This window comes from Wolbachia endosymbiont (group B) of Germaria angustata (assembly GCF_964026725.1).
GTDB classification, from domain to species: Bacteria; Pseudomonadota; Alphaproteobacteria; order Rickettsiales; family Anaplasmataceae; genus Wolbachia; species Wolbachia pipientis_C.
In genome coordinates this window covers 868,157-893,512 of record NZ_OZ034691.1, presented here as the reverse complement: position 1 = coordinate 893,512, position 25,356 = coordinate 868,157, and the positions used below count along the sequence as shown (strand labels likewise).

Below are 25,356 nucleotides of genomic sequence, written 5' to 3'. Positions count from 1 at the left end.
ATTGTAGCCATTTATCTTGAAATATGAAGCAGAGTTTTGTATGATTATTTGAACTTAAGTTTATGTATTGAAATAACATGTAAAACCACTTCGTGTAGGTGATATGTTATGTTTTATCTATCTCTCAACTTAAAGATGTTGCTAATCAGCACATACAAATGTAATATTAATTAATATTTATAAATAAAGCAATTCCATGGAAAGTAACTACAATGCTGACGCAATAAAAATCCTAAGAGGTCTTGATGCTGTGAGAAAGCGTCCGGGTATGTACATTGGTGATACTGATGATGGATCTGGTCTGCACCATATGGTGTATGAAGTTGTTGACAATGCGATAGATGAGTCTTTAGCTGGGTATTGCAGTAAGATTGAAGTTAGCATAAATGAAGATGGTTCAGTTTCTGTAACCGACAACGGTCGTGGCATTCCAACAGACATTCACCCAGAGGAAGGGATATCAGCAGCAGAAGTGATAATGACCCAATTACATGCAGGAGGTAAATTTGACAGCAATACCTATAAGGTTTCTGGAGGATTACATGGTGTTGGAATTTCAGTTGTTAATGCGTTATCGAGTTGGCTGGAATTAACCATCTGGCGCAATAAGAAGGAATATTTCATGCGCTTTGAAGATGGTGAGTCTATTGAATCTTTAAAGGTAATTAATGAAAACACAAATAAAAGAGGAACTAGAGTAACGTTTATGCCATCAACGGGGACTTTTAGTAGTATTGATTTTAGTTACTCCACTCTTGAGAGTCGCATCAGAGAATTGGCATTTTTAAACTCAAATATTGAGATCATTTTGCGTGATCTCCGTAATAAACCACATGTAAAGTCTCATTTTAACGATAGTAAAGAGTCTGAAGATAATTTTGGTACAGCGAATTTTGTACGGTACTTAGACAAGAATAAGACACATGTTACTAAAATTGCCAGCATTAGAGATAATGTAAAAGATCTAGGTACCAGTGTAGAAATATCAATGGAGTGGAATGATTCCTACTATGAGAATATGCTATGCTTCACAAATAATATAAGACAACGGGATGGTGGTACGCATTTGGCAGGGTTTAGATCTGCACTAACCAGATGTATCAATAACTATGCAAACAATGAAGGTTTTTTGAAGAAGGCAAAAGTGAATTTGACTGGAGAAGATGTTAGAGAAGGCTTAACTTGTGTTTTATCTCTCAAGATGCCTGATCCTAAATTTTCTTCACAGACAAAAGATAAATTGGTCAGTTCTGAAGCGCGGGCAGTTGTAGAGAGCATAGTTTTTGACAAGTTGAGTACAATACTTGAAACTGACCCCAAGTTAGCAGCAAGTATAGTAGAAAGAGCGATTAGGTCAGCAAAAGGAAGAGAAGCCGCAAGAAAAGCACGAGAGTTAGTTAAAAATAAAAACAATATTAATATTGCAACTCTACCTGGAAAGCTTGCCGATTGTCAGGAAAAAGTTCCTGAGTTATCGGAATTGTTTATAGTAGAGGGTAATTCCGCAGGTGGTACTGCAAAGCAGGGACGTAATCGTAAAACACAGGCGGTACTTGCTTTAAGAGGGAAAATTCTAAACGTAGAACGTGCAGGGCTGGATCGTATTTTTTCATCTGCAGAAATTGGCTCTCTGATCACGGCAATTGGAGCTGGAATAGGGAGTGAGCACTTCGATATTGAAAAAACTAGGTATCATAAAATTATCATTATGACAGACGCAGATGTTGATGGCTCGCATATAAGAACTTTGATTCTAACTTTCTTTTTTAGACATATGCGTGAAGTAATTGAAAAAGGATATTTATACATAGCGCAGCCACCGCTCTATAAAGTTACAAAAAATGCTAAAGATACTTATATCAAAGATGATGAAACTTTTGAAGAGTATATAGTAAATTCAGCGATTAAAAAATTAACATTAAATGGTGTAGGCAAAGATTTGCGTTTCGTTTTGAATAAGTGCCTCAGTATTTCAAACATTAGCAAAAATTATGATAGGGAAATACCAAAAGATCTCTTAGAATCATTGCTAATTTTAAGCAAAAAGAATGCTCTATTGTCTGCTGATGAGATATTAAAATATTTAAAATTGATGTATAGTGAATATAATTGGGAAGTAGAAGTAAAAGATGAGGAAATTCACATTGCTAAATTGTTTCAAGGGTTAGCAGACAAATATGTATTCTCGCTTAGTATGCTTGAAAGTAAAGAAATACGGAATATATTGAGTTCTCTTGATAACATAATTGACTTATTTAATGGTGATTCATTTTTACAATCGCAAGAAACTGAAATAAAAATAAAGTCTCCAAGTGCACTCGCAAAAATAGTGATGGATTATGGTAAAAAAGGTTTAACTCTGCAGAGATTTAAAGGCCTTGGTGAAATGAATGCTGATCAGCTTTGGGAAACTACACTCAATCCAGAAACTAGAACTCTGCTAAAAGTTGAAATAAAAGATTGTGAAGAAGCAGATAGCATATTCTCGGTGCTAATGGGTGATATAGTTGAACCACGTCGTGACTTTATAAATAACAATGCACTTAACGTGCATGATGTTGATATTTGATTTTAGAAACGCTAAACCCTTATGGCTTAGCATTGTGTGCTAAACCGGCTATTTAAAACGTACTACTAACCAATCCATTTCAGAAATCTGAATTGATCTCGGTTGTATTCCCGTTTTCGATCATAAATATATAGATTTTCTGTCCTATTGTTGTTATAATTAATGCCTCGCTAAATTGAATATTAATGAATGAATTGAGAAGGCTCACTATTACAGAGATGCATGATGGACTAAGGCGGGGGGATTTTTCTGCTGTTGAGCTTGTAGAAGCGCATGTTAGTGCAGTTGAAAATGAGCAACTAAATGCATTTGTAACAAAAACCCCAGAAATCGCGATAAAAGCTGCTAAAATAGCAGATGAATACTTTTTGAAACAAAAAGATAATATTTCATCACTTATGGGCATACCAGTTGGTGTTAAAGATTTATTCTGTACACAAGGAATAAAAACAACAGCATGCTCAAAAATGCTGGAAAATTTCATCCCGACTTATGAATCTACGGTATCTAATGTGCTTTTAAAAAGTGGAGCAGCCATGCTTGGTAAACTTAACATGGATGAATTTGCTATGGGCTCTGCGAACACAAATAGCTATTTTGGTCCTGTTAAAAATGTATGGATTAGAAAAAGTGACGGAGAAAAAGTTGTTCCTGGTGGATCATCTGGTGGATCTGCAGCATCAGTTGCTGGGTTTTTATGCGCTGGAGCATTAGGAAGCGATACTGGTGGGTCTGTACGTCAACCAGCAGCTTATTGCGGAGTAGTGGGAATAAAGCCAACTTATGGAAGGTGTTCGCGTTTTGGTATGATTGCGTTTGCAAGTTCTCTCGATCAAGCAGGAGTAATTACTCGTTCCGTTTCTGATTCAGCGTTAATGCTGGAAACAATTTGTGGCTATGATGAAAAAGATTCAACATCGAGCGAAAGACCAGTGCCTAAATTCTCTAATCTTATAAATGGTGATATCAAGGGTAAGCGCATTGGTATACCAAAAGAATATAGAATGGATGGAATTTCAGAAGAAATCGTTCATCATTGGGAAAAAGTTTCTTCCAATTTAAAAGAAAATGGTGCTGAAGTTGTTGACATTACTCTGCCTCATACTAAATATGCGATACCGGTTTACTATCTAATTTGTTCTGCTGAAACTTCATCTAATCTTGCTCGCTATGATGGTGTACGTTACGGATTTAGGGTTGATGCTGATACCCTTGAAGAAATGTATTCGCTAACAAGAGCAGAAGGTTTTGGTAAAGAAGTGAAAAGGAGAATTTTAATTGGTTCTTATGCGCTTTCTTCAGATCATTACAATGAGTATTATGAAAAAGCACAGTGCATTAGGGCATTAATCAGAAATGATTTTACAAAAGCGTTTGAAAAAATAGATTACATACTTGTGCCATCTGCTCCAACAGAAGCTTTTGGCTTAAATGAAAAGCCAGACCCGCTAATTATGTGCATCAATGATGTGTTTACCGTGCCGGCAAGCTTAGCAGGGTTACCTGCTATTTCTGTTCCTGTTGGACTTTCCAATGAAGGCTTACCACTTGCTTTGCAAGTAATTGGAAATTATTACGATGAAGCTGGAATATTAAATATGGCAAGTGTGATAGAGCAAAATTGTGGCAGAATAGTTAATTCCCTTACGTAATATGTTTTCTTATAGTAACTATAGCATTATGATTATTTTGGCTATAGGAAACAAGAGCTTGATTTTTATAGCTAAATAACAGACCATCAAAGGCACACATAAATATCTACAATGAAAGAAAAAACTTTCACAATCATTGATGGTTATGGTTTTCTTTTCAGGGCTTACTATGTCTTACATCATTTAACTACCACAGCTGGTATTCCAGTAGGTGCTGTGTACGGTTTTCTTAATATGGTTCTGAAGTATATTCCCCATTCGGACTACTTAACTATAGCACTTGATTCTGGCAAAAAAAATTTCAGGCACAGTTTGTATTCTGAGTACAAAGCAAACAGAGTAACACCTCCTGAGGATCTAATTCCACAATTTACAATACTGAGAGAAGCGGTAGAAGCTTTTAACTTTAGCTATGAAGAGATTGAAGGCTATGAAGCAGATGACATAATTGCAACACTAGCTGCAAAATATGCCAACCACGAAGACTTTAAAGTAGTAGTAGTCTCATCAGATAAAGACTTATTTCAACTTTTGAATTACAATATTTTAATATTTGATCCTATTAAAAATATATACATAGATGAAAAAAAAGTAATAGAAAAATTTGGTGTAAATTCAAATAAGCTTCTTGATTTATTTTCTCTAACTGGAGATGCATCTGATAACATTCCAGGCGTTCCAGGAATAGGGCCAAAGACTGCAGCTAAATTACTAGATGAATTTGATTCATTGGATAACGTTATAGAAAACATCAATAACATTGAGCAAACAAGAGTTCGTAATATTCTTACTGAGCATAAGGAAAAAGTACTAATTTCAAGAGAACTTTTGTCACTATGCAAAAAAGTAGATCTTCAACATGATATTGTAAAATATGAAGTCCATCCTCCAAATATGGAAAAATTGTTATCCTTTTTGAAGAAATATGAATTTAATTCATTGATAGGAAAAGTAGAAAAGCTCTTTTCTTATAGTGGATCTAGCACAAAAGAGAAAATAGAATATAGTAGTGAAGAATTAGAAAAATTTTTGGAGTATTGCAGATATGAAGGTAAAATTGCAATTCATTGCCACTTTGAAAACAATAGATTGAATAAAATCTCCTTATCTTGTAGTGAGGATAATATTTTCTACATAGATCAAAGCTGCCTACAAGATGCACTTACTATAATAAATTCAACTTTATTTTCAAATGGGGTGCTTAAAATAGTACATGATATTAGAAAGATCAGAGAAATATTTCCTACAATAGAGAGAGTGCTAGACTCAATTGATGACCTGATGATCATGTCATACAGCCTTGACACAGGTAAGCATGATCACAGCATTCCAAACATAATTGCACACAATTTAAGTAAAAATGTAGAAACTTTCTCGGCAAAAATTTTAATAGCGATCCATGAGAAACTGACACAAAGATTATTTCAGGAAAAACTTTTTACGATTTACGAGCGCTTTGATAGACCTCTCATGAAAGTAATATTTGATATGGAGCAAAATGGAATACTGCTCAATATTCAAAAACTACAGGAATTGTCTGATAAGTTTGAGCAGCTAATTGCTGTACTTGAAAACGATATACATAATTTAGCAGGAGAAAAATTCAACATTGCATCGCCAAAACAATTAAGTGATGTTTTGTTTAATAAAATGGAGCTAAGTAAAAAGAAAAAGTCAAAATCTGGGTCTTATAGCACAAACTCTGAAGTTCTAGAGGCACTTGAAGAGGAGGGGACAGAAATCGCAGGTAAAATTTTAAGTTGGCGACATTCAAGTAAATTAAAGGGTACCTATACTGACGCGTTAATAAAACAGGTTGATCCGCTTGATGGTAGGATACATACAAGCTTTTCAATCACTGTGACTGCAACTGGAAGGCTGAGCTCTAGCAATCCTAATTTACAAAATATTCCTATCAGAAGCGAAGAAGGTAGTCTTATCAGGCAAGCCTTTATTGTGCCAAAAGGTTGCAAGATAATTTCTGCTGACTATTCACAAATAGAATTAAAAATCCTGGCACACGTTGCAAATGTTACCGCATTTAAAGAAGCTTTTGCAAATAGGCAAGATATTCATGATATCACTGCAAGACAAGTTTTTGGAGTGCAAGAAATAGATGAGCAATTAAGACGCAAAGCAAAAACCATTAATTTTGGCATTATATATGGCATTAGTCCATTTGGCCTTGCAAAGCGACTTGGCATTACCTTTCAAGAGGCTGCTGAATACATTAATTACTATTTTTCTTGTTACCCAGAAATAAAGGTCTATATGGAAAAAGCAGTATCTATCGCGAGAAATCATGGTTATGTAGAGACTTTGTTTGGTAGAAGATGTTTTGTAAGAGACATCAACAATAAAATTCCTTATCTAAGACAATTTGCAGAAAGGGCAGCAATAAATGCACCACTGCAGGGAACTGCCGCTGATATAATAAAACGCGCGATGATTCGGCTTTTTGATCAGTTAAAGTCAGGTAAAATAATCCTCCAGGTTCATGATGAATTACTTGTAGAAGTGGAAGAGAGCAGAGTGCAAGAAACAGCAAAACTTATGAAAGATATAATGGAAAATGCAGTAGAAATTTCTATACCACTTGAAGTAGAAATAAAAATTAGCGACAACTGGGGCTTTTCTTAATTATACCGTAGACCCTAAGAACCTGTCTTGAAAGGACTTAAGTAGTATCTGTTCAGATGCATGGCTAATGTGTAAATATTGAAGCAAAAGTAATGTCATCCCAGTGCTTGACACTGGGATCCAAATTGCTCACAAGCAACCTAATCATAGATATTAAAAGCAACGCTTTCAATGAGACTACAAAAGGCTGGATTCCAGTGTCAAGCACTGGAATGACACCTTATTGTTGTAAATTCACTTTTACCTTATTTTGCCACACCCCTGAACGGATGCCTTGAGTGGTTAATTTCGCAAGTATAATAGTAGTCATATTAAAGAGTTCTTGAAGTAAGGAGAGCACGTTAAGCAAACAACGTTTACCTAAAATTCTGTGACATTAGCAGCTTTCTTGCCCCGTTTTCAGTAAACAGTGATTTTTCTATATATTAGAAAAATTTTTATTTTAATTAGCGTTAAACAATAGGCGCCTATTAGTTTTTAGCTAAAGTAAAGGTCAAATATCTGGAATTCTGGACATAAAATCCCCCTGTGTAAAAAAAAAAGATTAGAAAAAAGTGCAGCGCACATACAACAGAGATTAAGCATATTTACATGCACTAAAGAAGATACGCTACGCTTTTTGATTAAAAATTTGACTGAAAAGTCTGCAGACAAAGATAGATTTTGAGCTCTTAAAATATCTCTAACTGTAATTATAATCAGATTTAAAATATATGGAAGCAATTTTTTACATTCCCTTATCACTTATATCATTTGTTACTTTTCTATTTTTTGCTTTATTCTTTTCTTTTTTTCTCTTTCAAGACAGGTTCTAAGAAATTTGAACTAATGTGAAAAATATGCTATAATTAAAACATAGGTTAGTACGAATAGATCATTATGACAGTTCCAAAAGCAAAAAATAAGCCTTTAGAGTCATCTACTCAGGTGAACGGGCAAAATGAGATGCTCTTCAAGAAGGAACATAAGGAAATTTACGATTACTTTGTAAAAGTATTAGAAGCTAAAGCCAAATCAAAGAAGGACAAAGGAATAACTGATTATTTTATATCAGCTTATAAGGACATACTACTTAATAATGTCAATCCAAAAGATATAAAATCACTCAGTGAGGAGAATTTTTGTCAGTTTTTACTTTCTGTATTTAAAGAAGTTAGAGAGAAAAAATTAGCGAACAAAGAGAATGTCAAGAATGTTGAAATAAAGAAATTAGTAGATGATTGTGTAGCTGATATACGTGGTACAGAAGCTAAGGATTCACTAATAAAACTTGTTGGGTTACCATTGGGAATAAAAATAGACCCGAAAAATATTTCTGGCTCCTTTATGGAGGGAGTGAAAGAAAAAATACCATTTTTAGGTGGGGATAAAAAAGAAGAGGATGAACCACTACTTAGTGATGAAGAGATGGTAACAAAGTTCTTACGTAAAGTTTTTCTTCCTATTCTTTTTTCCATTGCTTCAATATTAATTTTTGGTCCTACTACACTTGCGATAGTTGCTGCTGTTATTGGTACAATATTTGCTGTAAAGGGAGGAGTTGAGGTTCTTTTTTCAAATAATAGTCCAGGTACTTTATATGACCCTAGCTCACCAGATAAAGATGATACAGAAAAGAGAGCAAAATTGAATGAAAAAATTTACAAGGGTATTGATGATATTTTAAAAACCCCAATTGAAAGCTCTCTTGAAACAATTGCTGACGGGAGTAAAAAACAACCTACTCTGGAACAAGCTCCTCAGGTAGGAAATAAAGGGGGTGAGCAGCTTACTATGCTTGATGGAAAAATTACTATAGATCAGCCAACCAAAAGCACAGAAAAGACAGCAGTCAAGTAAGACCTATTTGCCAAAGGTGAATTGTGTAATAGGTCCTTTATTGTTTTATAACACATACAACGGGAGTATGATCAGATGGGTTTTCTAGTTTACGCAACCTATCATCTATGTAACATATTTCCAATTTATCTGAAGCTTGTGGCGATAATAGCATATAATCTATTCGCATTCCTTGATTGTTTCTGAGTGAATTGCCTTGATAATTCCACCAAGTGAATTGTTGCAAATTTGGGTGAGATATTCTAAACGCGTCTTTAAATCCAAGATTCAAGATTCCTCTTAACTTCTCACGCTCTTTTATATGAAAGCACACTTGGCCATTTAATAAATTTGAATCAAAAACATCAATTTCATCCAGTGCAACATTATAATCGCCAGCTATGATGGTTAACTCTTCATTCTTCAACAAAGTGCCCATCCTTTCATATAGGTTATCAAAAAACTTGAGTTTATACTCAAACGTATGAGAGTCTGGGCTTTGACCGTTTGGAACGTATACACTTCCTACCCTTACCTTATTATTGGTGTGTTTTATCACACACTCTATATAACGTGCTTCTTGATGACTCTCTACAACATCAATTTTTAATTTTTCCAGTATTGGATATTTAGATAAAACACAAACACCATTTCTTGCAACCTGTCCATAGATAGCATATTCATATTCTAATTCTTCTATTTCTGCATAAGGAAATTGCTCTTCCGTACATTTTATCTCTTGCAGCAAAACTATATCTATCTGACTATCAACTATAAAACTACAAAGTTGGTTAATTCTTTTACGTATGGAGTTTACATTCCAAGTTGCAATCTTTAGCATCAACAATCCTTATTAATTATATCAATTAAACTCTCCCCTGTAGGCAACCTCGATGTTATAATTTTTTTCCACTTGATTAACTTTAAACTATCAGCAATGTTTTTACTCATGGTATATGCAACTGTATTATTCATCACAGTAGATAGCCCACTTTTTAGAACTAATGAACAAAATACCCTTGCAGTTTGTGAGGAAAAAAAAGCAACGCTATCAATTTTACCGTCCAATAGTAAATTTTTACACCTATTAGTTAGACTCCTTTTAGTAATTGTTTTATAGAGTACAACTTCTCTTACGTTAAAACCTTCTTCAGATAATCTCTTTTTTAGGTCACATGATACTTCTTGTCCCCTTATATATAAGAACTTTATTGTATTTGAATAATGAGATTTTATGAATGATATCAGACCATCAACGTTGCTGTCTGCTGAGATTATATCGGAAAATCCCAAATTTTTTGCAGCCTGCATAGTTGAATTACCAACCGTAATAATTGGAAAGCCATACTCTTTACATATTTGACTGAAAGCCTTTACACTGTTTTTACTTGTAGATATCACAACGTCAAATTCATACGTAGATATATCAGGATTTAAGTACTTTATTGTGAATACTGGCTCTATAAAAACTTTGTATCCATATTTTTTTAGCGTGCTTCTTGTGCTCAACGAATCTAATAAAGGCCTTGTCAATAAAATAGACTTCATTCTGGTTTATTTCACTATCAGTAAAATAATATCCCTTATACACAAATTATTGAATAAAAACTTTTATTTTTTAAGTTTCTTGCGTAACCTATGAAAAAGGCAAGAGAAACTCAATAGTTGGCCTAGTAATAAAAAATTGATCATAAACAAGCGAATGTTTTTGATCAAATGAAAAAAAGGATGTTACTCAGTTAGTAACATCCTTTTGAAGAAAGTAGGTAATTTTGTTTACTGTCTTTCATTCGTTTTTGGAGCTTGCTGCTCTACATCAACTTCAGCAGTTACTGTTGAAGAAGGTCCCACCAATTTGTCCAAAGAATCTGTCTTTCTTAAGTCAGCTTGGGTTTTTAACTTGCCATTTTTCTCAGTGAACATACCATGTTGCGGAGAAGAACTTGGTGAATTGAACCCACTATCAGAATTACGACGGTAACTAGCAAAGCTAGAAGTTGTAGCAGTACTGTCAGTGCTTAAAGAACCCATTGAATTGCTTCTTGGCGATTTCTCCGGAGCAACATAAAAACGGCTATTTCCTATCTCCGCAGATTGTATCTGATCCAACTCAGAATCTTGATATCTTATATAAGTAGCTTCCTCTGGCTTTTTGCCACCTTTTAGTGATAGTAACAACTTGCTCCAAAATGAAGTAGGTTCTTTTACTTTCTTATGCTCACTAGGGTTTAACAACTCCGCTTCGCTGATAACAGTACTTATAGAACTCGTTGAACTACTACCTGATAAGCTATTTTCCAGTGAATTCATAGAACTTGCTTTAAGCCTTTCTAAAGTATTAAAACGAGTATGCTTTTCCTTGCATTCTTTAATAACTTCCTTAATCTCATCATGATATTCAGAAAAAATTTCATATAGGCTGCTATTATCTTTAGCTAACAAATGTTGCAACTTCTTAGCATCTAATTTATTGATAAAATCTATTTGCTGCTTCAATCGGTTGATCAACTGGTCCTTTTTGGCACTGTGTTGACCATCAACAGAATAAGCTTTCTCTAATATTTTTTCCCCCAGCTTAGAAAATATTTTCCTAGTTAAAGCAGAGCTATTCACACCTTTGTCTTCAAAAACTTCCTTGACAAACATTTCCTTTACACTATTAAAACTTCTCGTTTTTTCTTTTGTTTTCAAAATAACAGTTTGATCTTCATTACCTATTGAATATGCGATGCCACCTAAACTAGAAATGCTTGCACCACTATCACTCATCTTCCTTCCAAGGTTTTGAATGTTATCCCCCATTTTTCTTAATGTAGAGCTAGCTCTCTCTTGTGTTGCCTGTTTTACAGAACTTGCAGTTTCTTTTACCGAATTCTTGGCATATACAGCACCATCTTTGATTTTTCCGCCAATATGCTTCGCTCCTTCAACTGTTTTTTCTGCTGACCATTTGAGTCCTTTATATCCAGATTGAACTGCTTTTACAGCAACTTTCACAGCGAAATATAAGGTAAGACCAACTATAGCACCTGGTATAGCAAGTGTTGCACCAACTGCCAAAAGTGGTATCACTGCTGCAAATAATCCACTTGCTGTACCTACTACAAGGGCCTTATCTCCTTGCTTCATTTTAGAAAATTCTGTATCTCCTTTTAACAAGTCAGTAATTCTTTCCTTTAGTTTTTTAGAATCATGAACAATACCTGCACTTAATGAATCTTGCATAATTGTACTAACACCCAAATTATCTTGTTGAGCTTCAACAGGACGTGAGTTAGATTTTATTTCACTAGGTGACATTTTTAACCTCACTATTAATTAAACATACTAATATTGTATATATCTGATTCTTAAGTTAGGGTTAATTCACCTAACAATGTCCACTTGCTTTCAAATGATTTTGCTTGATGTGTTTTTTTGAAAGCACAGAAAATTAGTGATTATTGCAATATAATATCTCGTTTGGACTGGCTATAGCTGAAGCAAAAACTCATCCTTTTCAAGAAATAGATTTTTAGGAATCTCAGCAGGGGTTGATTTTGGATCTGATAGTTCTGTTCTGACATATTTGCCTTCTTTATTGTATAAATCAATCACTTGCTCTTCAGTTTGAACTTCCATTTCTTTAGTCTTTTTTTGATCTGTTGAAGATGATGCATTAACACCTGCATTTGTACCGTGGTCTTGTGTTTTAGGAACTGTAGTTTCGTGATCACTTGCCTCTATTCCTCTACTTTCATATTCAACTTCAGTTTGAGTTGAAGTAGCTACTTTCGTAGTTACTTCACTCATCTCATCCGCAAGTGATTTTCCAGATTTAAGTTGCCAAATTTCCCTCTCTAAATTTTCATTTCTTTTTTTTAGTTCATTGAATTCTTGAGACAATTGTTTCATCTCTTTAGCCAATGTATTGTTTTTCCCTTTTTCTTCCGTCAATTCTTCTAACAACTGCTTTTCGTGATTATCCTTTAAACCTTCTGCCAATGTTTTCTTTAGATCATTTTCCAAATTTGCATTCTTTTTTTCTAGTGCACTTAACTTAGCTTTGCTTTGCTCTAATTTTTCCTGCTGCTCTTCATTTATTCTATTTGTTGACTGAATCTCACTTTCTTTATCGTTCAATTGATTAGTTAAATCTATTATTTCAACATTTTTATTTTTTTGACTTTGTTCTAGTACGGTTACTTTTTGTGCTAATTGCTCTATGTCTTTATCCTTTTCAGCTAACTCTTTTTCCTTTCTTTTCAATTCATCTTTAAGTCTTGTGACTTCTTTTTCCAAATCTTGCTTTTCCTTGGTTAATTTATTTAGTTCCTCATCACCTTCTTCTGTTATCCTTGTATTATGTTTTTTTAACTTTGCGCTTTGCTCCTTGAGATATGTGTTTTCTTCCTCTAACTCCCTTATTCTATCCTCTAACTCATTTCCTTCTTGTTTGTTCTCTTCTTCATCAAACGTGTTGCTCTCAAATGTTTCATCTTCACCATTAAATTCACTACTAATAGACAAAGAACTTCTGCGTGAAGAAGGTGTATTAAGAGAAGAATATCCACTGCTACTTGGTGTAGCTGACTGTGGTGAATCTTTTGTAAATGTTTCCTCTGCTGGTGTTTGCTGATTGTTCACACTTTTGCCCATTTCACTGAAAGCCTGAACAGACGAAATCTATAAAACCAAAAAGAAACTCTTTCTCTTTACTTTATGTTTTTTGGATATAGTTTTACGAAGAAGCGCTTCTGCAGCTATAACCGAAACAATCAATGGTGCTATAAATGCCCGTTTGAAAGCATGGTTTTGGGGGAAACGGTAAAGCCATTGATGGAGTTCTTTCTGGACTACCTCGTTTAGAAGATTGTATAACCTAACCGTCCCAAGCTGAAGTGCTTCTTATCATAATAGTATAGGAGGAATTTTATATGGCAGAAGCAAAAAGTAAATTAAAAATAATAAACCCTGACGCATCAGGGATTGATATTGGCTCGACTGTACATTATGTATGTGCACCTGAAGGAAGAGATGAACAACGTATCCAAAAATTTGGGTGCTTTACAGTAGATCTACACAACTTAGCAAAGTGGTTAAAAAAGTGTCAGGTTAGAACTGTGGCCATGGAGTCAACTGGAGTATATTGGATTCCCTTATTTCAAATATTAGAATCATATAAATTTGAGGTAAAACTAGTAAATGCGCGACATGTCAAAAATGTGCCTGGTAGAAAGTCTGATGTTCAGGATTGTCAATGGCTGCAACAATTGCACAGCTATGGACTGCTTCAAGGATCATTTAGACCGGATAATCAAATGTGTGTATTGCGTAGTTACGTTAGACAACGTGCTAATCTAATTGAAAATGCAGCTAAACATACTCAACGTATGCAAAAAGCGCTAATTCAAATGAATATTCAATTGCATAAGGTTATTAGTGATATCAACGGTTTAACAGGCATGAAAATTATTAAAGCAATAATTGAAGGAGAGAAAGACCCCCAAAAACTAGCTGAATTTAGAAATTCAAACATGAAGAATGACAAGCCTACTATAGCAAAAGCATTAACAGGAGACTATAGAGAAGAACACTTGTTTGCACTAAAACAAGAATATGCAGCATATACTTTTTTTCAAGAGCAAATAACGGAATGTGATAAAAGTATAGAGAGTTACTATAAAACATTTGAGGCAAAGTCAAATGAGAACAGGATGTTGAATAAAATACGAAAGCGGAAGCAGAAGAATGGTCCAGATTTTGCTGCGGATGAGGATTTAAATCGAATAACCGGGATAGATTTTACTAAAGTCCCGGGATTTGATGTATTAAGTGTACAAACTATCATTTCGGAAACAGGTATAAATCATAATAAATGGCCAACAGAAAAACATTTTTCTTCCTGGCTTGGATTAAGCCCTGCTAATAAAATTACAGGAGGAAAAATTGTTGGAACAGGAACTCGTAAAGTTATTAACCGCGCTGCGAATGCATTTCGAATGGCTGCCCATTGTGTGTTGAGAAGCAAAAGTGCAATAGGTGCATATAGTAGAAGGCTGAAAAAAAGGCTAGGAGCACCAAAAGCAATAACTGCGACAGCAAGGAAATTAGCATGTATCTTTTATCAAATGTTGAAATATGGACAAGAATATGTAGAGAAAGGAATGAACTATTATGAAACACTTTACAAAGAGAGAGTAGTCAAAAATTTGCTTAAAAAAGCAAAGGAATTTGGTTATATACTAATGAAAGAGGAGCCGATAGATGAAAAAGGTTCTTAGGAGTTTGTTAGAAGATTAATTGAAAAGCCTGCAGACTTGAATAAGGTGAACTTCGAGCTCTAAAATACCCTCATTCTCACTAATAATAATTAAACTACCAAATGTGTCAAGTATTTTTTTGCATTTAATTTACAACTACGAACGTTTATTTGCAAAAAATACTATAAACATAAAATGATAGATGTCATAAAAGTAGCCAGCACTGGCATCCAGTTAAATTTGCGAGCATAAAAGTTATGCTAAAATATAACGTTTCTAATGATGATGGAAAATGGATCCCAGTATCAAGTACTGGGATGACAAGAGAAATGGAATAACATTATGAAGGTGTCATTCCAGCGCGTGACGCTGGAATCCAGAAAAAAAACAGTGTCAGCTACTCCAATGACAATTTAAGGTAAAACCTAAATAAATGGGAAAAACTTTGATATTCAGTCTTTGCAAAATTCTACTCGTATAGAAAAGGTAATATAAATGTTTTTTATAAATAAAACCCTAAGGCATTTTTTACTGTAGATTAATCATTTGATTATAGTATCATTTTAATTAATCATAATATTTATGAAGAATACTTTATATTTCATACTATTAGTTGCTATATTTTTATCATCTAACCTGTTTGCTATAGAGCAACCTGAAGAAAATATAAATCAAGAAGACGTATCGAAAAGCAACACTGATGCTGAAAAAACTTCTCCGCTTCTGGGCGAACTCAAAGAAAGCACAGACCCAACAAATGTAATCAATGAAGAAGTACCTTCAAGTAATCAAACAAACCTACAGTCTGAAGAGAAGACTAATATAAAAGATACCAAAGCTCTAACAAGTCCTTTATCAGAAGAAAAAAAAGAAGAACCTGAAGAGAAGAAAATCAGTCACAATAATCAAACAAACCTACAGCCTGAAGAGGAGATTAGCAAAAAAGACACCGAACTTTCAACAAGCCAATTAACAGAGAAAAAGAAAGAAGAACAGCCTGACAATATAACACCTGTGAACAAAAAAAATGAAGAAAGCGAAAAATGGACAAAGCTAAACAAAGAAATAAAAAAACATAAAAGCAAGTCTATATATAAAAGACAATATGATAGCCTAAATGAGCACCTTCCTAAAACTATATTTACTGATGATTACAGTAAGCAATTTTTTTACTGCATCAAGAAGGGCAACTTAATTTGTCTAAGAGGAGTAATAAATAAGCTAGAAAAAATTGGATTAACAATTCAAGAAATACTAAGATTTAGAAATAAATTGGGTGATACTCCTCTAATTTATGCAGTGAAACAAGGTCAAATAGACACAGTTCGCTTTCTCTTATTACAAGGTGCTGATCCTAGAGTAGTTGATAATAATTTTAAGTCCCCTATTGACATAGCAATTGAGAAAAAGCAGATCGATATAATAAATGCAATTGCTGAAATGATGCCATACCTTTTAGAGGATAAAGAAATAAACAATGAAGAAGACTCAGAGATGTATAACTTTGCTATAAAAACAAAAGAAAGTACCTGCGATGCAAAAGATAATTAGACTTTTGATATTAATTTTAGTTGGTCATTTATGCTATGGAGATGATGCAATCAATGATTTTTTAAGTGCTCTGCACGATGTAAAATACGTATCTTACAATACAAAAGATTTTGCTAAATTTTTAGTACAGTGCAACAAAGCAGGCATACCACAAGATTTTAAGAAAGGTTTTGGTCCTAATTTAAATGGTGCTAATTTTAGTCAATTGTATTTAAGCAAATCTATTTTTGATGGAGTAAGTTTAATTGGTGCCGATTTTTCTAACACCGATTTATCAGATGTGTCTTTTATCGATGTTGATTTGCGTGGTGCTAATTTTTCCAATGCTAATTTACATGGTGTTAAAATAAAAGGCACAAATTTAAGTTTTTCAAAATTTGCTTCTACAAATCTAATAGATATCATATTTGATCAATCTAATATCAGTTATGCTGATTTTGTCAATTCTAATCTCAACAAAGTAAGTATGCGTAATATAATTGGTTTGCATACCAAATTCTTGAATGTAAAAATGAATTTCTCCAATTTATCAAACTCAAGTGCCAGCTACATCAATTTTAGTGATAGTGAAATAAACGACACTGTTATGCAGAAGAATAATTTCGACAATGCAAGTTTCTTTGGAGTGGATGCACACAAGCTCAAGATACAATTCTCTTCACTAAAAAACGCTAATATATACGGTGCTAAAATAAAAAAATTGGATTTTACAGGTAGCAATCTTTCGAACGCCTATTTTAATGCTTCTATTATAGTTGATAGTAACTTTGAAAAAGCCAATTTAAGCAATTCACAAATTTCCTATGTGAAAGGGGATAATTCAAACTTCATTAAATCTATACTAAATGGTTCCAAGATAAAACATGCATATGTTTTCGAATCAGACCTTCAGGATGCTGATTTATCTAATATTGATTTTAGTTTTAGTGAATTGCATAAAGTTAATACCTATAACGCTAACATTTGTCATGGAAAGTTTCATAATACTAAAGTTGTAAATTCTGACATGAATGGTTCGTTCTTTGACCATTCATTGTTTACCTCTGCAAAAATAGAAGATTCAGATCTTTCCACAACTTCAATGTATAAGACAAAAATTCAAGACTCTCAAATTTATAATAGTACTCTTTCCCACCATAGTATTGACTTCAGTGAGATAGAAAATTCAATATTCTTCAAATTATTAGCTGATAATTCGAGCTGGTCTAACTTAAAAGTCACTAATTCAAATTTTATTGAAAGTGATTTCAAATTCTCCGTGTTATATGATAATACCTTTAGAAAGACTAGTTTTTTTCTTAGCAATTTGAGTGATTCGACAATAAGTGATATGTCTTTTCTCTCTTCAAGCATATATAAAAGTTCAATTGCTGATATTCATTTAACAGATTGCAAATTTGATAATTCAATTTTGATTGACAATCAGGGACAGAACAAAATTACAGGTCTAGAGAGTGCTATAACTTCAATTAAAGATCTGCAAGAGAAAATATCGCAGGGTGAAAAATTTGATGTAAATTATTCTTACTTTGAGTTTAAAGACATGAATTTAGAAAATGCTAATTTTTCTAATTCAATATTAAGTAGAGCAAAGTTTGTAAACGTTAATTTGAATAAGGCAAGTCTTGAAAAAGCCGATTTACGTTATACTGTCTTTGATAATTCCTCTCTTATTGATGCCAATTTATCAAATTCTAATTTAGAGGGCTCTAGTCTTTTAAACTTTGATTCAAAAAATACAAAGTCTTAAAAAAGCTCTATAATGTACTTGTTAAATAAGGAAAAATGAACGTAAAAAATGAGGGCATACTACTGATTCTATCCTCTCCTTCTGGAGCTGGAAAAACTACTATATCAGAAAAATTACTTGAGCAATCAACCGATTTAGTTATGTCTATTTCTGTAACTACACGCAAACCTCGTCCCGGTGAAGTAAATGGAAAAGACTATTTTTTCGTTACTGAAGAAAAGTTTCATGAACTATGTAAGGCTGGTCAAATGCTTGAATATGCTAAAGTTTTTGAAAATTTTTACGGTATACCAAAAGATTTTATAGAACAAAACCTGAGTAGTGGCATAAGTGTTTTACTGAATATAGATTGGCAAGGAGCATTTCATTTATTTGAAATCTTAAGAGAAAAAGTTGTAAGTGTTTTTATACTACCTCCCTCAATGGAAGAGCTTAGACTGCGTCTACAAAGGCGTAATAGTGATGATGAAATTGAAATAGAGCGAAGATTATCCGAAGCCCAAAAAGAGATAAGTAAAAGTAATAAATATGATTACGTCATAGTTAATGATGATCTTGATAAAAGCGTAGAAGAGATAAAATCAATACTAAATAAAGAAAGGATTAAAAAATTAGAAGAAAAACAAAGCCCGAAAGATCTATAAAAATATTTGTTTATCTCTTTTAGCAGCATTCACGCTTCACAGTTTAGCCACATTTATTATTCTTTAAGATAAAATAGTTAAAATAGTAGACAAGTGCTAAAGTGGGGATTTAATTATGACAATAGATTTTCTAATAGAAACTAGCTTTCCACCTATATTTCGATAACATCTAGCTCAATTTAAAAGTCCAATTCAATAGGCTGTTAGTTGAAGCGCTAACGCCAAATAGCTTTAATATTGAGGTTTTTATATGGTTATAGATTCAAGTGTATTAGTTAGTAATGCAAATAAACTAGACAAATGTATAAACAAAAATAAAAAACCAGAGCAAGATAAAAAAGACAAGCAATTGTATAATATTATAGAGAGAAAGGTAAAAAAAGAAAAACATAAGCATGAAAAACCAAGAAGTCGAGATGGAACACTCAAGGAATGTAAAAGGTTATTTAAGGAAGGCGCTAGTCCTGAAGTATTAACTAAATTAGAAGAATCGCTTAGAGAACAGGAAAAATATCACAGATATTATGTCCAATGTTTCCTTCCAGTGCTAGGTGAAGTAATAGAACGATCGAAAAGAATATCAAATGAAACAAAAAACCAAGTAATTTCTGAAATCACTAAAAGTTGTTTGAGTAGATACAATGAACAAGAAAGTGGCTACGGTAGCGATTTTGAAGATAGAATAAATGGAATATCGGATTCTGATAATGACCAGTTACTAAATGCAATCCAAAATGGAAACAACAGGAAATTTAGAAAATACCTAAAAGATTGCACAAATGTCAGTGGCATAACAGATAAAAAAGGAAATAATATTTTACACCTTATTGCATCGCTCAAAAAGAAACAAAAGCTTAAGTTTCTAGATACCTTGATAAAAATAGCTAACGAGAAAAATTTAGTACAACTTATTGATAGTGAAAATCAAGAAGGAAAGACTCCTTTTCAGGTAGCACTAATTAACAAGATAAAAAAAGGGAAACATGATTCTCACACAATCCAAGATAACGATAACACACTTAAGTTTCTTGTAAAATTGTTAAAGTATAGAGCCAAGCTAAGCTTACCTACAGAGGATTTAGAAAAATTATCTAAAAAGCAAAATGAATACTATCTTAAATTTTTAGAAAAATTGGCTGAGCGAAAACCAGAAATAAAAACAAAAGTTGAAGAAGTTATAGCCCATACCATAAATACTCCAGATAGTAATGATAATTATCAACTACATTTAGCAATTAAAGATAATGATAAAGAACGTTTTGAAGAGTTATTGCAAAAAGGGGCAGATATTAGCCTGAAAGATACAGATGGTAATAATGCTTTACATCTAATAGTTTTAGAATTAAAGCAAAAACGAAAGTTTGAATTTTCAAATATAATATTAAATGTAAGTAAGGAGGAAGAAAAAGAGTATCTTAAAGCACAGTTTAAAAAAGCTATAAATGCTGAAAATACAGCAAAACAAACACCTCTACATCAGTTATTCCAGCATATAAAAGAAAAAAATGAGAATCGATCATGTACAGATAAAAAATTTGAAAAAACAAATAGATATAAAGCCTTAGAGTTATTTCTCCAAAATAGTGCAGACATTACTGCTCAAGACAAAGAGGGTAATAATGCTTTGCACTATATTGCTTCGCTAAAAGGAGAACAAAAGGTTGCATGCTTGGAGTTGATTTCCAGTTTAGTAAAAGAAAAAGAAATATCTGAAGATCAGTTAGGTAAGGCCATAAAGGCCATTAACGAAGAAGGAAGAACACCGCTACAAGTATCATTAACAAAAAAAGCAGAAAAAGGCAACCACCTTTCGCAAATGAAAACAATTTTTGATCTAGGGAAAAAGTACGACAATACAACAAAGTTTTGTGCAAAGCTGCTAGAAATAGGTGCTGATTCCCGTTCTCTGAAACTAAAAGATCGAGAATTTCATACTGAAAAATATTATTGCACTTTACGTAATTTAGAAAATTACTCAAAAACTCCACAAGAAGGAAAGGTAAAAGCTAAAGAACTAAGGAAAAAACTTGAAAAAAAATATAACGTTAGAACTTTTTCAAAAAAATGTCAGCATATTCTACACAAAACAGGAGATGGCCTCAAAGCTGCATGGAAATGCATTGATCCTGGCAGAAGAGCTAGTGTATTGTTAGCAATCACAGTAGCAACTACTATTATTACAATGGTAACACTTTCTTGCTTTCAAGGACAAATTGCAATGGAAGCGGCGTTACCCATCATAGCTATAACAGGAGTGGTCTGTCTGATATTCACTTTGGGACTTAGCGGCATTAGGAAGTCTGTTAAGGAATTAACCAACGATAAGCAAAGCCGTAAAGATGATCACCTAGCTGCAAAACAACCTGAAAATATTACTGAACAACAAAATTTAGCTAACAACTCAGCAGAGCAAGAAGTACAAAGATCGTCAAATCAATCGGAGCATACAGAAAGCCCAGCTACTCAAATGAGCTATGTATCAATACTACGTCAATTTATAAATAAACCAGATGGGTTAACTAATAAATTCTCTTTTCCGGGGTGATGAAATCAATCTCATCGCTCAGAGTTTTTTCAGCAACTTTTTTATAGTCAATCTCTACACTGACTTGGTTTTTCTTTTCTTTAAGCCATGCCATAGTATGTTTCATCCAGTTTTTATCATCACGTTCAGGGAAATCTTCACGAGCATGAGCACCTCTGCTTTCCTCGCGATTAGATGCGCATTCCATGGTAATAACTGCTTGTGGAATCATATTGGCAAGCTCCAGAGCTTCAACCAAATCACTATTCCATATCATACTACGATCTTCAACTGCAATGTTAGGCATCATTTTTGCTACTTCTTTTATAGCTTTTTTACCTTCCTCTAAAACTTTAGCAACACGGAATACCGATGCATATTTCTGCATAGTGTTCTGCATTTCACTTCGTATTTTTGCTACTTTGAACTCTCCAGAAGCAAATCTCATTTTATTAAATCTATCTACTATCAAGTCTGTGCAGTCTGAATGCAATTTTTTATGTGGTGTATCAGGTTTCAATTTTTCTTTTGCCCTAAGCGCGGCAGCTCTACCAAAAACCACAAGATCAAGAAGCGAGTTGGAACCTAGTCGATTTGCACCATGTACAGAAACACATGCTGCCTCTCCTATTGCAAATAATCCTTCTACCACTTCTTCTTTACCTTTTTGCAACGTGATCACTTCCCCATGATAGTTGGTTGGAATACCTCCCATGTTATAGTGAACAGTTGGAATAACAGGTATCGGATCTTTAGTAACATCAACTCTTGCAAAGGTCTTTGCTGTTTCACTAATACCTGGCAATCTGAGCTTTATTACTTCCGGATCAAGATGAGCTATATTCAAGTACATGTGATCTTTCTTTGGCCCAACTCCTCTTCCCTCTCTAATTTCAATTGTCATTGCTCGACTTACTACATCACGAGAAGCCAAATCTTTTGCCTTTGGCGCATAACGTTCCATAAACTTCTCACCCTGAGAATTAACGAGGTACCCACCTTCACCGCGGCATCCTTCCGTCATCAAGCACCCTGAGCCATATATTCCTGTTGGATGAAATTGCACAAATTCCATATCTTCAAGTGGCAACCCAGCTCTTACCACCATGCCATTACCATCACCTGTGCAGGTGTGTGCACTTGTTGCAGAAAAATAAACACGTCCATAACCACCTGTTGCTATTACCACAGAATGTGCACGAAATCTATGCAACGTACCATCACACAGCGACCAAGCTATCACCCCACAGCATGTCCCTTTGTCCATAATCAAATCGATTACAAAATATTCGACAAAAAATTCAGCGTTAAATTTAAGACATTGCTGATATAGAGTATGAAGAATTGCATGCCCAGTTTTATCTGCTGCTGCACAAGTACGCTGAGCCGATTTTCCTTTACCAAAGTGAGTTGTCATTCCACCAAAGGCACGCTGATATATTTTTCCATCTTCCGTACGAGAAAAGGGTACACCAAAATTTTCAAGTTCAATCACAGCTTTGACAGCATTTTTACACATATACTCTATTGCATCTTGATCGCCAAGCCAGTCTGAACCTTTTATTGTATCATATGCATGCCAGCGCCAGTCATCTTCAGCAATATTACTCAAAGCTGCACTAATTCCTCCTTGCGCTGCAACTGTATGACTTCGTGTAGGGAAAATTTTAGAAATGCAGGCAACTGAAAAATTAGTTGCAGCCATTCCAAGTGTTGCTCTAAGCCCTGCTCCACCTGCACCTACTATTACCACATCATATTCATGTTCTATGATTTCGTATGCTAACTTATCCATATCTACTTATTTTATCATTACAGGCTTATAGTAGCACATAAGTAGGAAAAATCCATACTAGTTTTCCAAATGTAAGCTTCTAAAACAAACCTATAGTAAACGATTCATAACAACCATAGGGTGTTATGAAAGTAGCTGACACTACCATAAAGGAGTCAGTGTAGTTACTTGCATAACATTGATGACTCATGCCTATTTAACTAGATCTAAAATTAGATAGAAAAAGGTAATCTTGATAAAACTCATTTACAACAAGTTCTCTCGCATTTGAATTTTCCGTTTGCACTTTTTTGTATCCTAATTTATGGCTTATTGAATCTTTATATGAACTAACTGCTTTATATATCTTACTTACCTCTCCTGGAAAGATACCACCAACAATTATAACGCATAACCCTGCAACTGTTGCAAAAGCTAGAGTTAAACTTTGCCTCCAGCTAGCTTTTTTTTCTTGTATAACAGCAGGGCACAATTCACTTGACATTTCTTTTAGATACTCATGCCACATGTGATTGCAGTTTGTACATTTCACTTTTCTTCCAGATTCACCTATTTGCCCACGAGACACTAAGTAAGTTTTAGTACAATTATGACATTGTATTTTCATAGTGCTTACGTATAAAATAATATAAATTTGATATCAATATGTATATAATAAATGAAAAATTTGCAACTAAAAAATTACAAGGTGAGATAGAAAATATTTGGAAAGATAAAGAAAAACTTAACGACTATAATCTAAAACACGAAGCAAGATTAATAATCAAAGAGGTAATTGAGTTACTTGACAGTGGTAAAATTAGAGTAGCAGAAAAGCTATCAAGTGGAGAATGGATAGTACATAAGTGGATAAAGCAGTCAATATTATTACATTTCCTCACTGAGGAAAGCAAAATAATAGACAACACCAATTGCTGGTTTGACAAAATCGGTAGTAAGTTTAGTGAATGGAATGAAGAAAAATTTTACCATTCAAAAATTAGAGCAGTTCCTGGGTGTTTTGTCCGCCAATCTGCTTACATAGGTAAAAATGTTGTTCTAATGCCAAGCTTTATCAACGTTGGTGCATATATTGATTCTGGTACAATGATAGACACCTGGTCAACAATTGGTAGTTGTGCACAGATAGGAAAAAATTGCCATATTTCCGGGGGAGTGGGAATAGGCGGAGTTCTTGAACCTATTCAAGCTTCTCCGGTCATTATAGAGAATAACTGCTTCATTGGAGCACGAAGTGAGGTAACCGAAGGCGTCATAATAAGGGAAGGATCAGTCCTTAGTATGGGGGTGTTTATTGGAGCATCAACAAAAATTATTGATAGAGAAACGAGTAAACTATCTTACGGTGAAGTGCCACCTTATTCTGTAGTAGTGCCAGGATCCATTCCATCTAAAAATAACATTTCAACCTATTGCGCAATTATAGTAAAAAAAGTAGACGAGAAGACAAGATCAAAAACCTCCATAAATGAAATATTGAGAACCTAACTATTTGCCATTATTTTTTTTATCATTATTACTAACTACAGTAATAGCATATGCACATAATTCTGAAAAAGAGACTCCATTTTCTTTAGATAACTTATATAATTTTTGCAGACTTTCTTTGACTTTATTAGGTATGTTTCCTCCACGCTCCTTTGCAAGCCAGGAATCTTGATGGTGAATTGGATGAGTATCACCCTTTGGATCTCCTATGTATATTGCAAAAGGTGAACTTTGCCCTTTGAAATCACACTGTACAGTAAATTTTTTTATAGACTCAACCATTTAAAGACCTCTGCTTTTCTTTTTAACCGATTTTATAGAAGGTACAAGAGGTGGTTTTTTGATAAAATCTTGCCTATTGAAAACACTTTCTTTCCCTTCCAAAGCTCTGCGAACATCAGCTCTGCTCAATTGTGACTCTTGTGCTAACCTCATTCCATGCTTTACCATAATATTAGCATATGCTAGCACTTTTTTTACTAACTCTAGGTCACCATTCAACATTCGAACTAGTACTTGAAATATTTCTGCTAAAGTTAATCCGTCGGCACCTACAACCTTATTTTCTACAAAATTGATAGCTTCTTTAAATTTATATTCAATACCATCATCTTGAGGTATAAGGGTAACATAATCCGTATCTTGACTATTCATAACCAAAGCACTATCGCCTTTAAACTTAT

At 33.8% G+C, this 25,356-nt stretch carries 18 protein-coding genes; 10 read left to right on the top strand and 8 right to left on the bottom strand.

What is annotated here, in order from left to right:
* The first annotated feature begins 196 nt into the window (after positions 1 to 196).
* The 4 genes from gyrB to AAGD63_RS04320 all read left to right on the top strand — a co-directional run bounded on the left by gyrB (position 197) and on the right by AAGD63_RS04320 (position 8,700).
* The gene (gyrB, locus tag AAGD63_RS04335) at positions 197 to 2,569 is read left to right on the top strand and encodes a DNA topoisomerase (ATP-hydrolyzing) subunit B (RefSeq protein WP_341813154.1); all 2,373 of its coding nucleotides are present in this window, start codon (positions 197 to 199) and stop codon (positions 2,567 to 2,569) included.
* A 185-nt stretch (positions 2,570 to 2,754) separates the two neighbouring features.
* Positions 2,755 to 4,221, top strand: coding sequence for an Asp-tRNA(Asn)/Glu-tRNA(Gln) amidotransferase subunit GatA (gene gatA, locus AAGD63_RS04330; protein ID WP_341813153.1), 1,467 nt, complete (start codon positions 2,755 to 2,757; stop codon positions 4,219 to 4,221).
* 111 nt (positions 4,222 to 4,332) lie between these two features.
* On the top strand, positions 4,333 to 6,861 hold the full coding sequence (gene polA / locus AAGD63_RS04325; RefSeq protein WP_341813152.1) for a DNA polymerase I: 2,529 nt from the start codon (positions 4,333 to 4,335) through the stop codon (positions 6,859 to 6,861).
* Between the two features lie 879 nt (positions 6,862 to 7,740).
* Complete coding sequence (locus AAGD63_RS04320; protein WP_341813151.1) at positions 7,741 to 8,700, top strand: hypothetical protein; 960 nt, start codon at positions 7,741 to 7,743, stop codon at positions 8,698 to 8,700.
* A gap of 37 nt (positions 8,701 to 8,737) precedes the next feature.
* On the opposite strand, the gene AAGD63_RS04315 is transcribed toward AAGD63_RS04320, so the two are convergent.
* The 4 genes from AAGD63_RS04315 to AAGD63_RS04300 all read right to left on the bottom strand — a co-directional run bounded on the left by AAGD63_RS04315 (position 8,738) and on the right by AAGD63_RS04300 (position 13,305).
* Entirely contained in the window at positions 8,738 to 9,520 is a 783-nt protein-coding gene (locus AAGD63_RS04315; RefSeq protein ID WP_341813150.1) for an exodeoxyribonuclease III, read from the bottom strand.
* Positions 9,520 to 10,227: a uroporphyrinogen-III synthase gene (locus AAGD63_RS04310; RefSeq protein ID WP_006012088.1), complete on the bottom strand. Its 708-nt coding sequence runs from the start codon at positions 10,225 to 10,227 to the stop codon at positions 9,520 to 9,522. The genes AAGD63_RS04315 and AAGD63_RS04310 overlap by 1 nt, the downstream gene beginning before the upstream one ends.
* A gap of 228 nt (positions 10,228 to 10,455) precedes the next feature.
* Positions 10,456 to 11,979 (bottom strand): hypothetical protein, encoded by a 1,524-nt coding sequence (locus AAGD63_RS04305; RefSeq protein WP_341813149.1) that lies wholly within the window; start codon positions 11,977 to 11,979, stop codon positions 10,456 to 10,458.
* A gap of 171 nt (positions 11,980 to 12,150) precedes the next feature.
* Positions 12,151 to 13,305, bottom strand: coding sequence for a hypothetical protein (locus tag AAGD63_RS04300; protein ID WP_341813148.1), 1,155 nt, complete (start codon positions 13,303 to 13,305; stop codon positions 12,151 to 12,153).
* 290 nt (positions 13,306 to 13,595) lie between these two features.
* Between AAGD63_RS04300 and AAGD63_RS04295 the strand changes: the two genes are divergently transcribed.
* From AAGD63_RS04295 to AAGD63_RS04275, 5 genes are all read left to right on the top strand, one after another.
* Positions 13,596 to 14,942, top strand: coding sequence for an IS110 family transposase (locus AAGD63_RS04295; protein WP_341813147.1), 1,347 nt, complete (start codon positions 13,596 to 13,598; stop codon positions 14,940 to 14,942).
* A gap of 561 nt (positions 14,943 to 15,503) precedes the next feature.
* On the top strand, positions 15,504 to 16,472 hold the full coding sequence (locus AAGD63_RS04290) for an ankyrin repeat domain-containing protein (protein ID WP_341813146.1): 969 nt from the start codon (positions 15,504 to 15,506) through the stop codon (positions 16,470 to 16,472).
* Positions 16,456 to 18,222, top strand: coding sequence for a pentapeptide repeat-containing protein (locus AAGD63_RS04285; protein WP_341813145.1), 1,767 nt, complete (start codon positions 16,456 to 16,458; stop codon positions 18,220 to 18,222). The genes AAGD63_RS04290 and AAGD63_RS04285 overlap by 17 nt, the downstream gene beginning before the upstream one ends.
* A 35-nt stretch (positions 18,223 to 18,257) precedes the next feature.
* The gene (gene gmk, locus AAGD63_RS04280; protein ID WP_341813144.1) at positions 18,258 to 18,866 is read left to right on the top strand and encodes a guanylate kinase; all 609 of its coding nucleotides are present in this window, start codon (positions 18,258 to 18,260) and stop codon (positions 18,864 to 18,866) included.
* Between the two features lie 250 nt (positions 18,867 to 19,116).
* Positions 19,117 to 21,411, top strand: coding sequence for an ankyrin repeat domain-containing protein (locus AAGD63_RS04275; RefSeq protein ID WP_341813143.1), 2,295 nt, complete (start codon positions 19,117 to 19,119; stop codon positions 21,409 to 21,411).
* On the opposite strand, the gene sdhA is transcribed toward AAGD63_RS04275, so the two are convergent.
* Complete coding sequence (sdhA, locus tag AAGD63_RS04270) at positions 21,386 to 23,185, bottom strand: succinate dehydrogenase flavoprotein subunit (protein WP_341813142.1); 1,800 nt, start codon at positions 23,183 to 23,185, stop codon at positions 21,386 to 21,388. The two genes, AAGD63_RS04275 and sdhA, sit on opposite strands and share 26 nt — an antisense overlap.
* A gap of 196 nt (positions 23,186 to 23,381) precedes the next feature.
* Positions 23,382 to 23,792 carry a zinc-ribbon domain-containing protein gene (locus AAGD63_RS04265; protein WP_006013614.1) on the bottom strand — a complete coding sequence of 137 codons (411 nt, stop codon included), beginning with the start codon at positions 23,790 to 23,792 and terminating at the stop codon, positions 23,382 to 23,384.
* Positions 23,793 to 23,830: 38 nt separating this feature from the next.
* Between AAGD63_RS04265 and dapD the strand changes: the two genes are divergently transcribed.
* The gene (dapD, locus tag AAGD63_RS04260) at positions 23,831 to 24,673 is read left to right on the top strand and encodes a 2,3,4,5-tetrahydropyridine-2,6-dicarboxylate N-succinyltransferase (protein ID WP_341813141.1); all 843 of its coding nucleotides are present in this window, start codon (positions 23,831 to 23,833) and stop codon (positions 24,671 to 24,673) included.
* Here the strand turns inward: dapD and AAGD63_RS04255 are convergent, their stop codons facing one another.
* Positions 24,674 to 24,955: a DUF2610 domain-containing protein gene (locus AAGD63_RS04255; protein WP_341813140.1), complete on the bottom strand. Its 282-nt coding sequence runs from the start codon at positions 24,953 to 24,955 to the stop codon at positions 24,674 to 24,676.
* Positions 24,956 to 25,327: a hypothetical protein gene (locus AAGD63_RS04250; RefSeq protein WP_341813139.1), complete on the bottom strand. Its 372-nt coding sequence runs from the start codon at positions 25,325 to 25,327 to the stop codon at positions 24,956 to 24,958.
* Between the last annotated feature and the right edge of the window lie 29 nt (positions 25,328 to 25,356).

Coding starts and splice junctions, on each gene's coding strand:
- AAGD63_RS04315 (WP_341813150.1), bottom strand. CDS start 9,520: ATGCTAAAGATTGCAACTTGGAATGTAAACTCCATACGTAAAAGAATT.
- gyrB (WP_341813154.1), top strand. CDS start 197: ATGGAAAGTAACTACAATGCTGACGCAATAAAAATCCTAAGAGGTCTT.
- AAGD63_RS04265 (WP_006013614.1), bottom strand. CDS start 23,792: ATGAAAATACAATGTCATAATTGTACTAAAACTTACTTAGTGTCTCGT.
- AAGD63_RS04305 (WP_341813149.1), bottom strand. CDS start 11,979: ATGTCACCTAGTGAAATAAAATCTAACTCACGTCCTGTTGAAGCTCAA.
- AAGD63_RS04320 (WP_341813151.1), top strand. CDS start 7,741: ATGACAGTTCCAAAAGCAAAAAATAAGCCTTTAGAGTCATCTACTCAG.
- AAGD63_RS04255 (WP_341813140.1), bottom strand. CDS start 24,955: ATGGTTGAGTCTATAAAAAAATTTACTGTACAGTGTGATTTCAAAGGG.
- AAGD63_RS04295 (WP_341813147.1), top strand. CDS start 13,596: ATGGCAGAAGCAAAAAGTAAATTAAAAATAATAAACCCTGACGCATCA.
- gmk (WP_341813144.1), top strand. CDS start 18,258: ATGAACGTAAAAAATGAGGGCATACTACTGATTCTATCCTCTCCTTCT.
- gatA (WP_341813153.1), top strand. CDS start 2,755: ATGAATGAATTGAGAAGGCTCACTATTACAGAGATGCATGATGGACTA.
- polA (WP_341813152.1), top strand. CDS start 4,333: ATGAAAGAAAAAACTTTCACAATCATTGATGGTTATGGTTTTCTTTTC.
- sdhA (WP_341813142.1), bottom strand. CDS start 23,185: ATGGATAAGTTAGCATACGAAATCATAGAACATGAATATGATGTGGTA.
- AAGD63_RS04275 (WP_341813143.1), top strand. CDS start 19,117: ATGGTTATAGATTCAAGTGTATTAGTTAGTAATGCAAATAAACTAGAC.
- AAGD63_RS04285 (WP_341813145.1), top strand. CDS start 16,456: ATGCAAAAGATAATTAGACTTTTGATATTAATTTTAGTTGGTCATTTA.
- AAGD63_RS04250 (WP_341813139.1), bottom strand. CDS start 25,327: ATGAATAGTCAAGATACGGATTATGTTACCCTTATACCTCAAGATGAT.
- dapD (WP_341813141.1), top strand. CDS start 23,831: ATGTATATAATAAATGAAAAATTTGCAACTAAAAAATTACAAGGTGAG.
- AAGD63_RS04290 (WP_341813146.1), top strand. CDS start 15,504: ATGAAGAATACTTTATATTTCATACTATTAGTTGCTATATTTTTATCA.
- AAGD63_RS04310 (WP_006012088.1), bottom strand. CDS start 10,227: ATGAAGTCTATTTTATTGACAAGGCCTTTATTAGATTCGTTGAGCACA.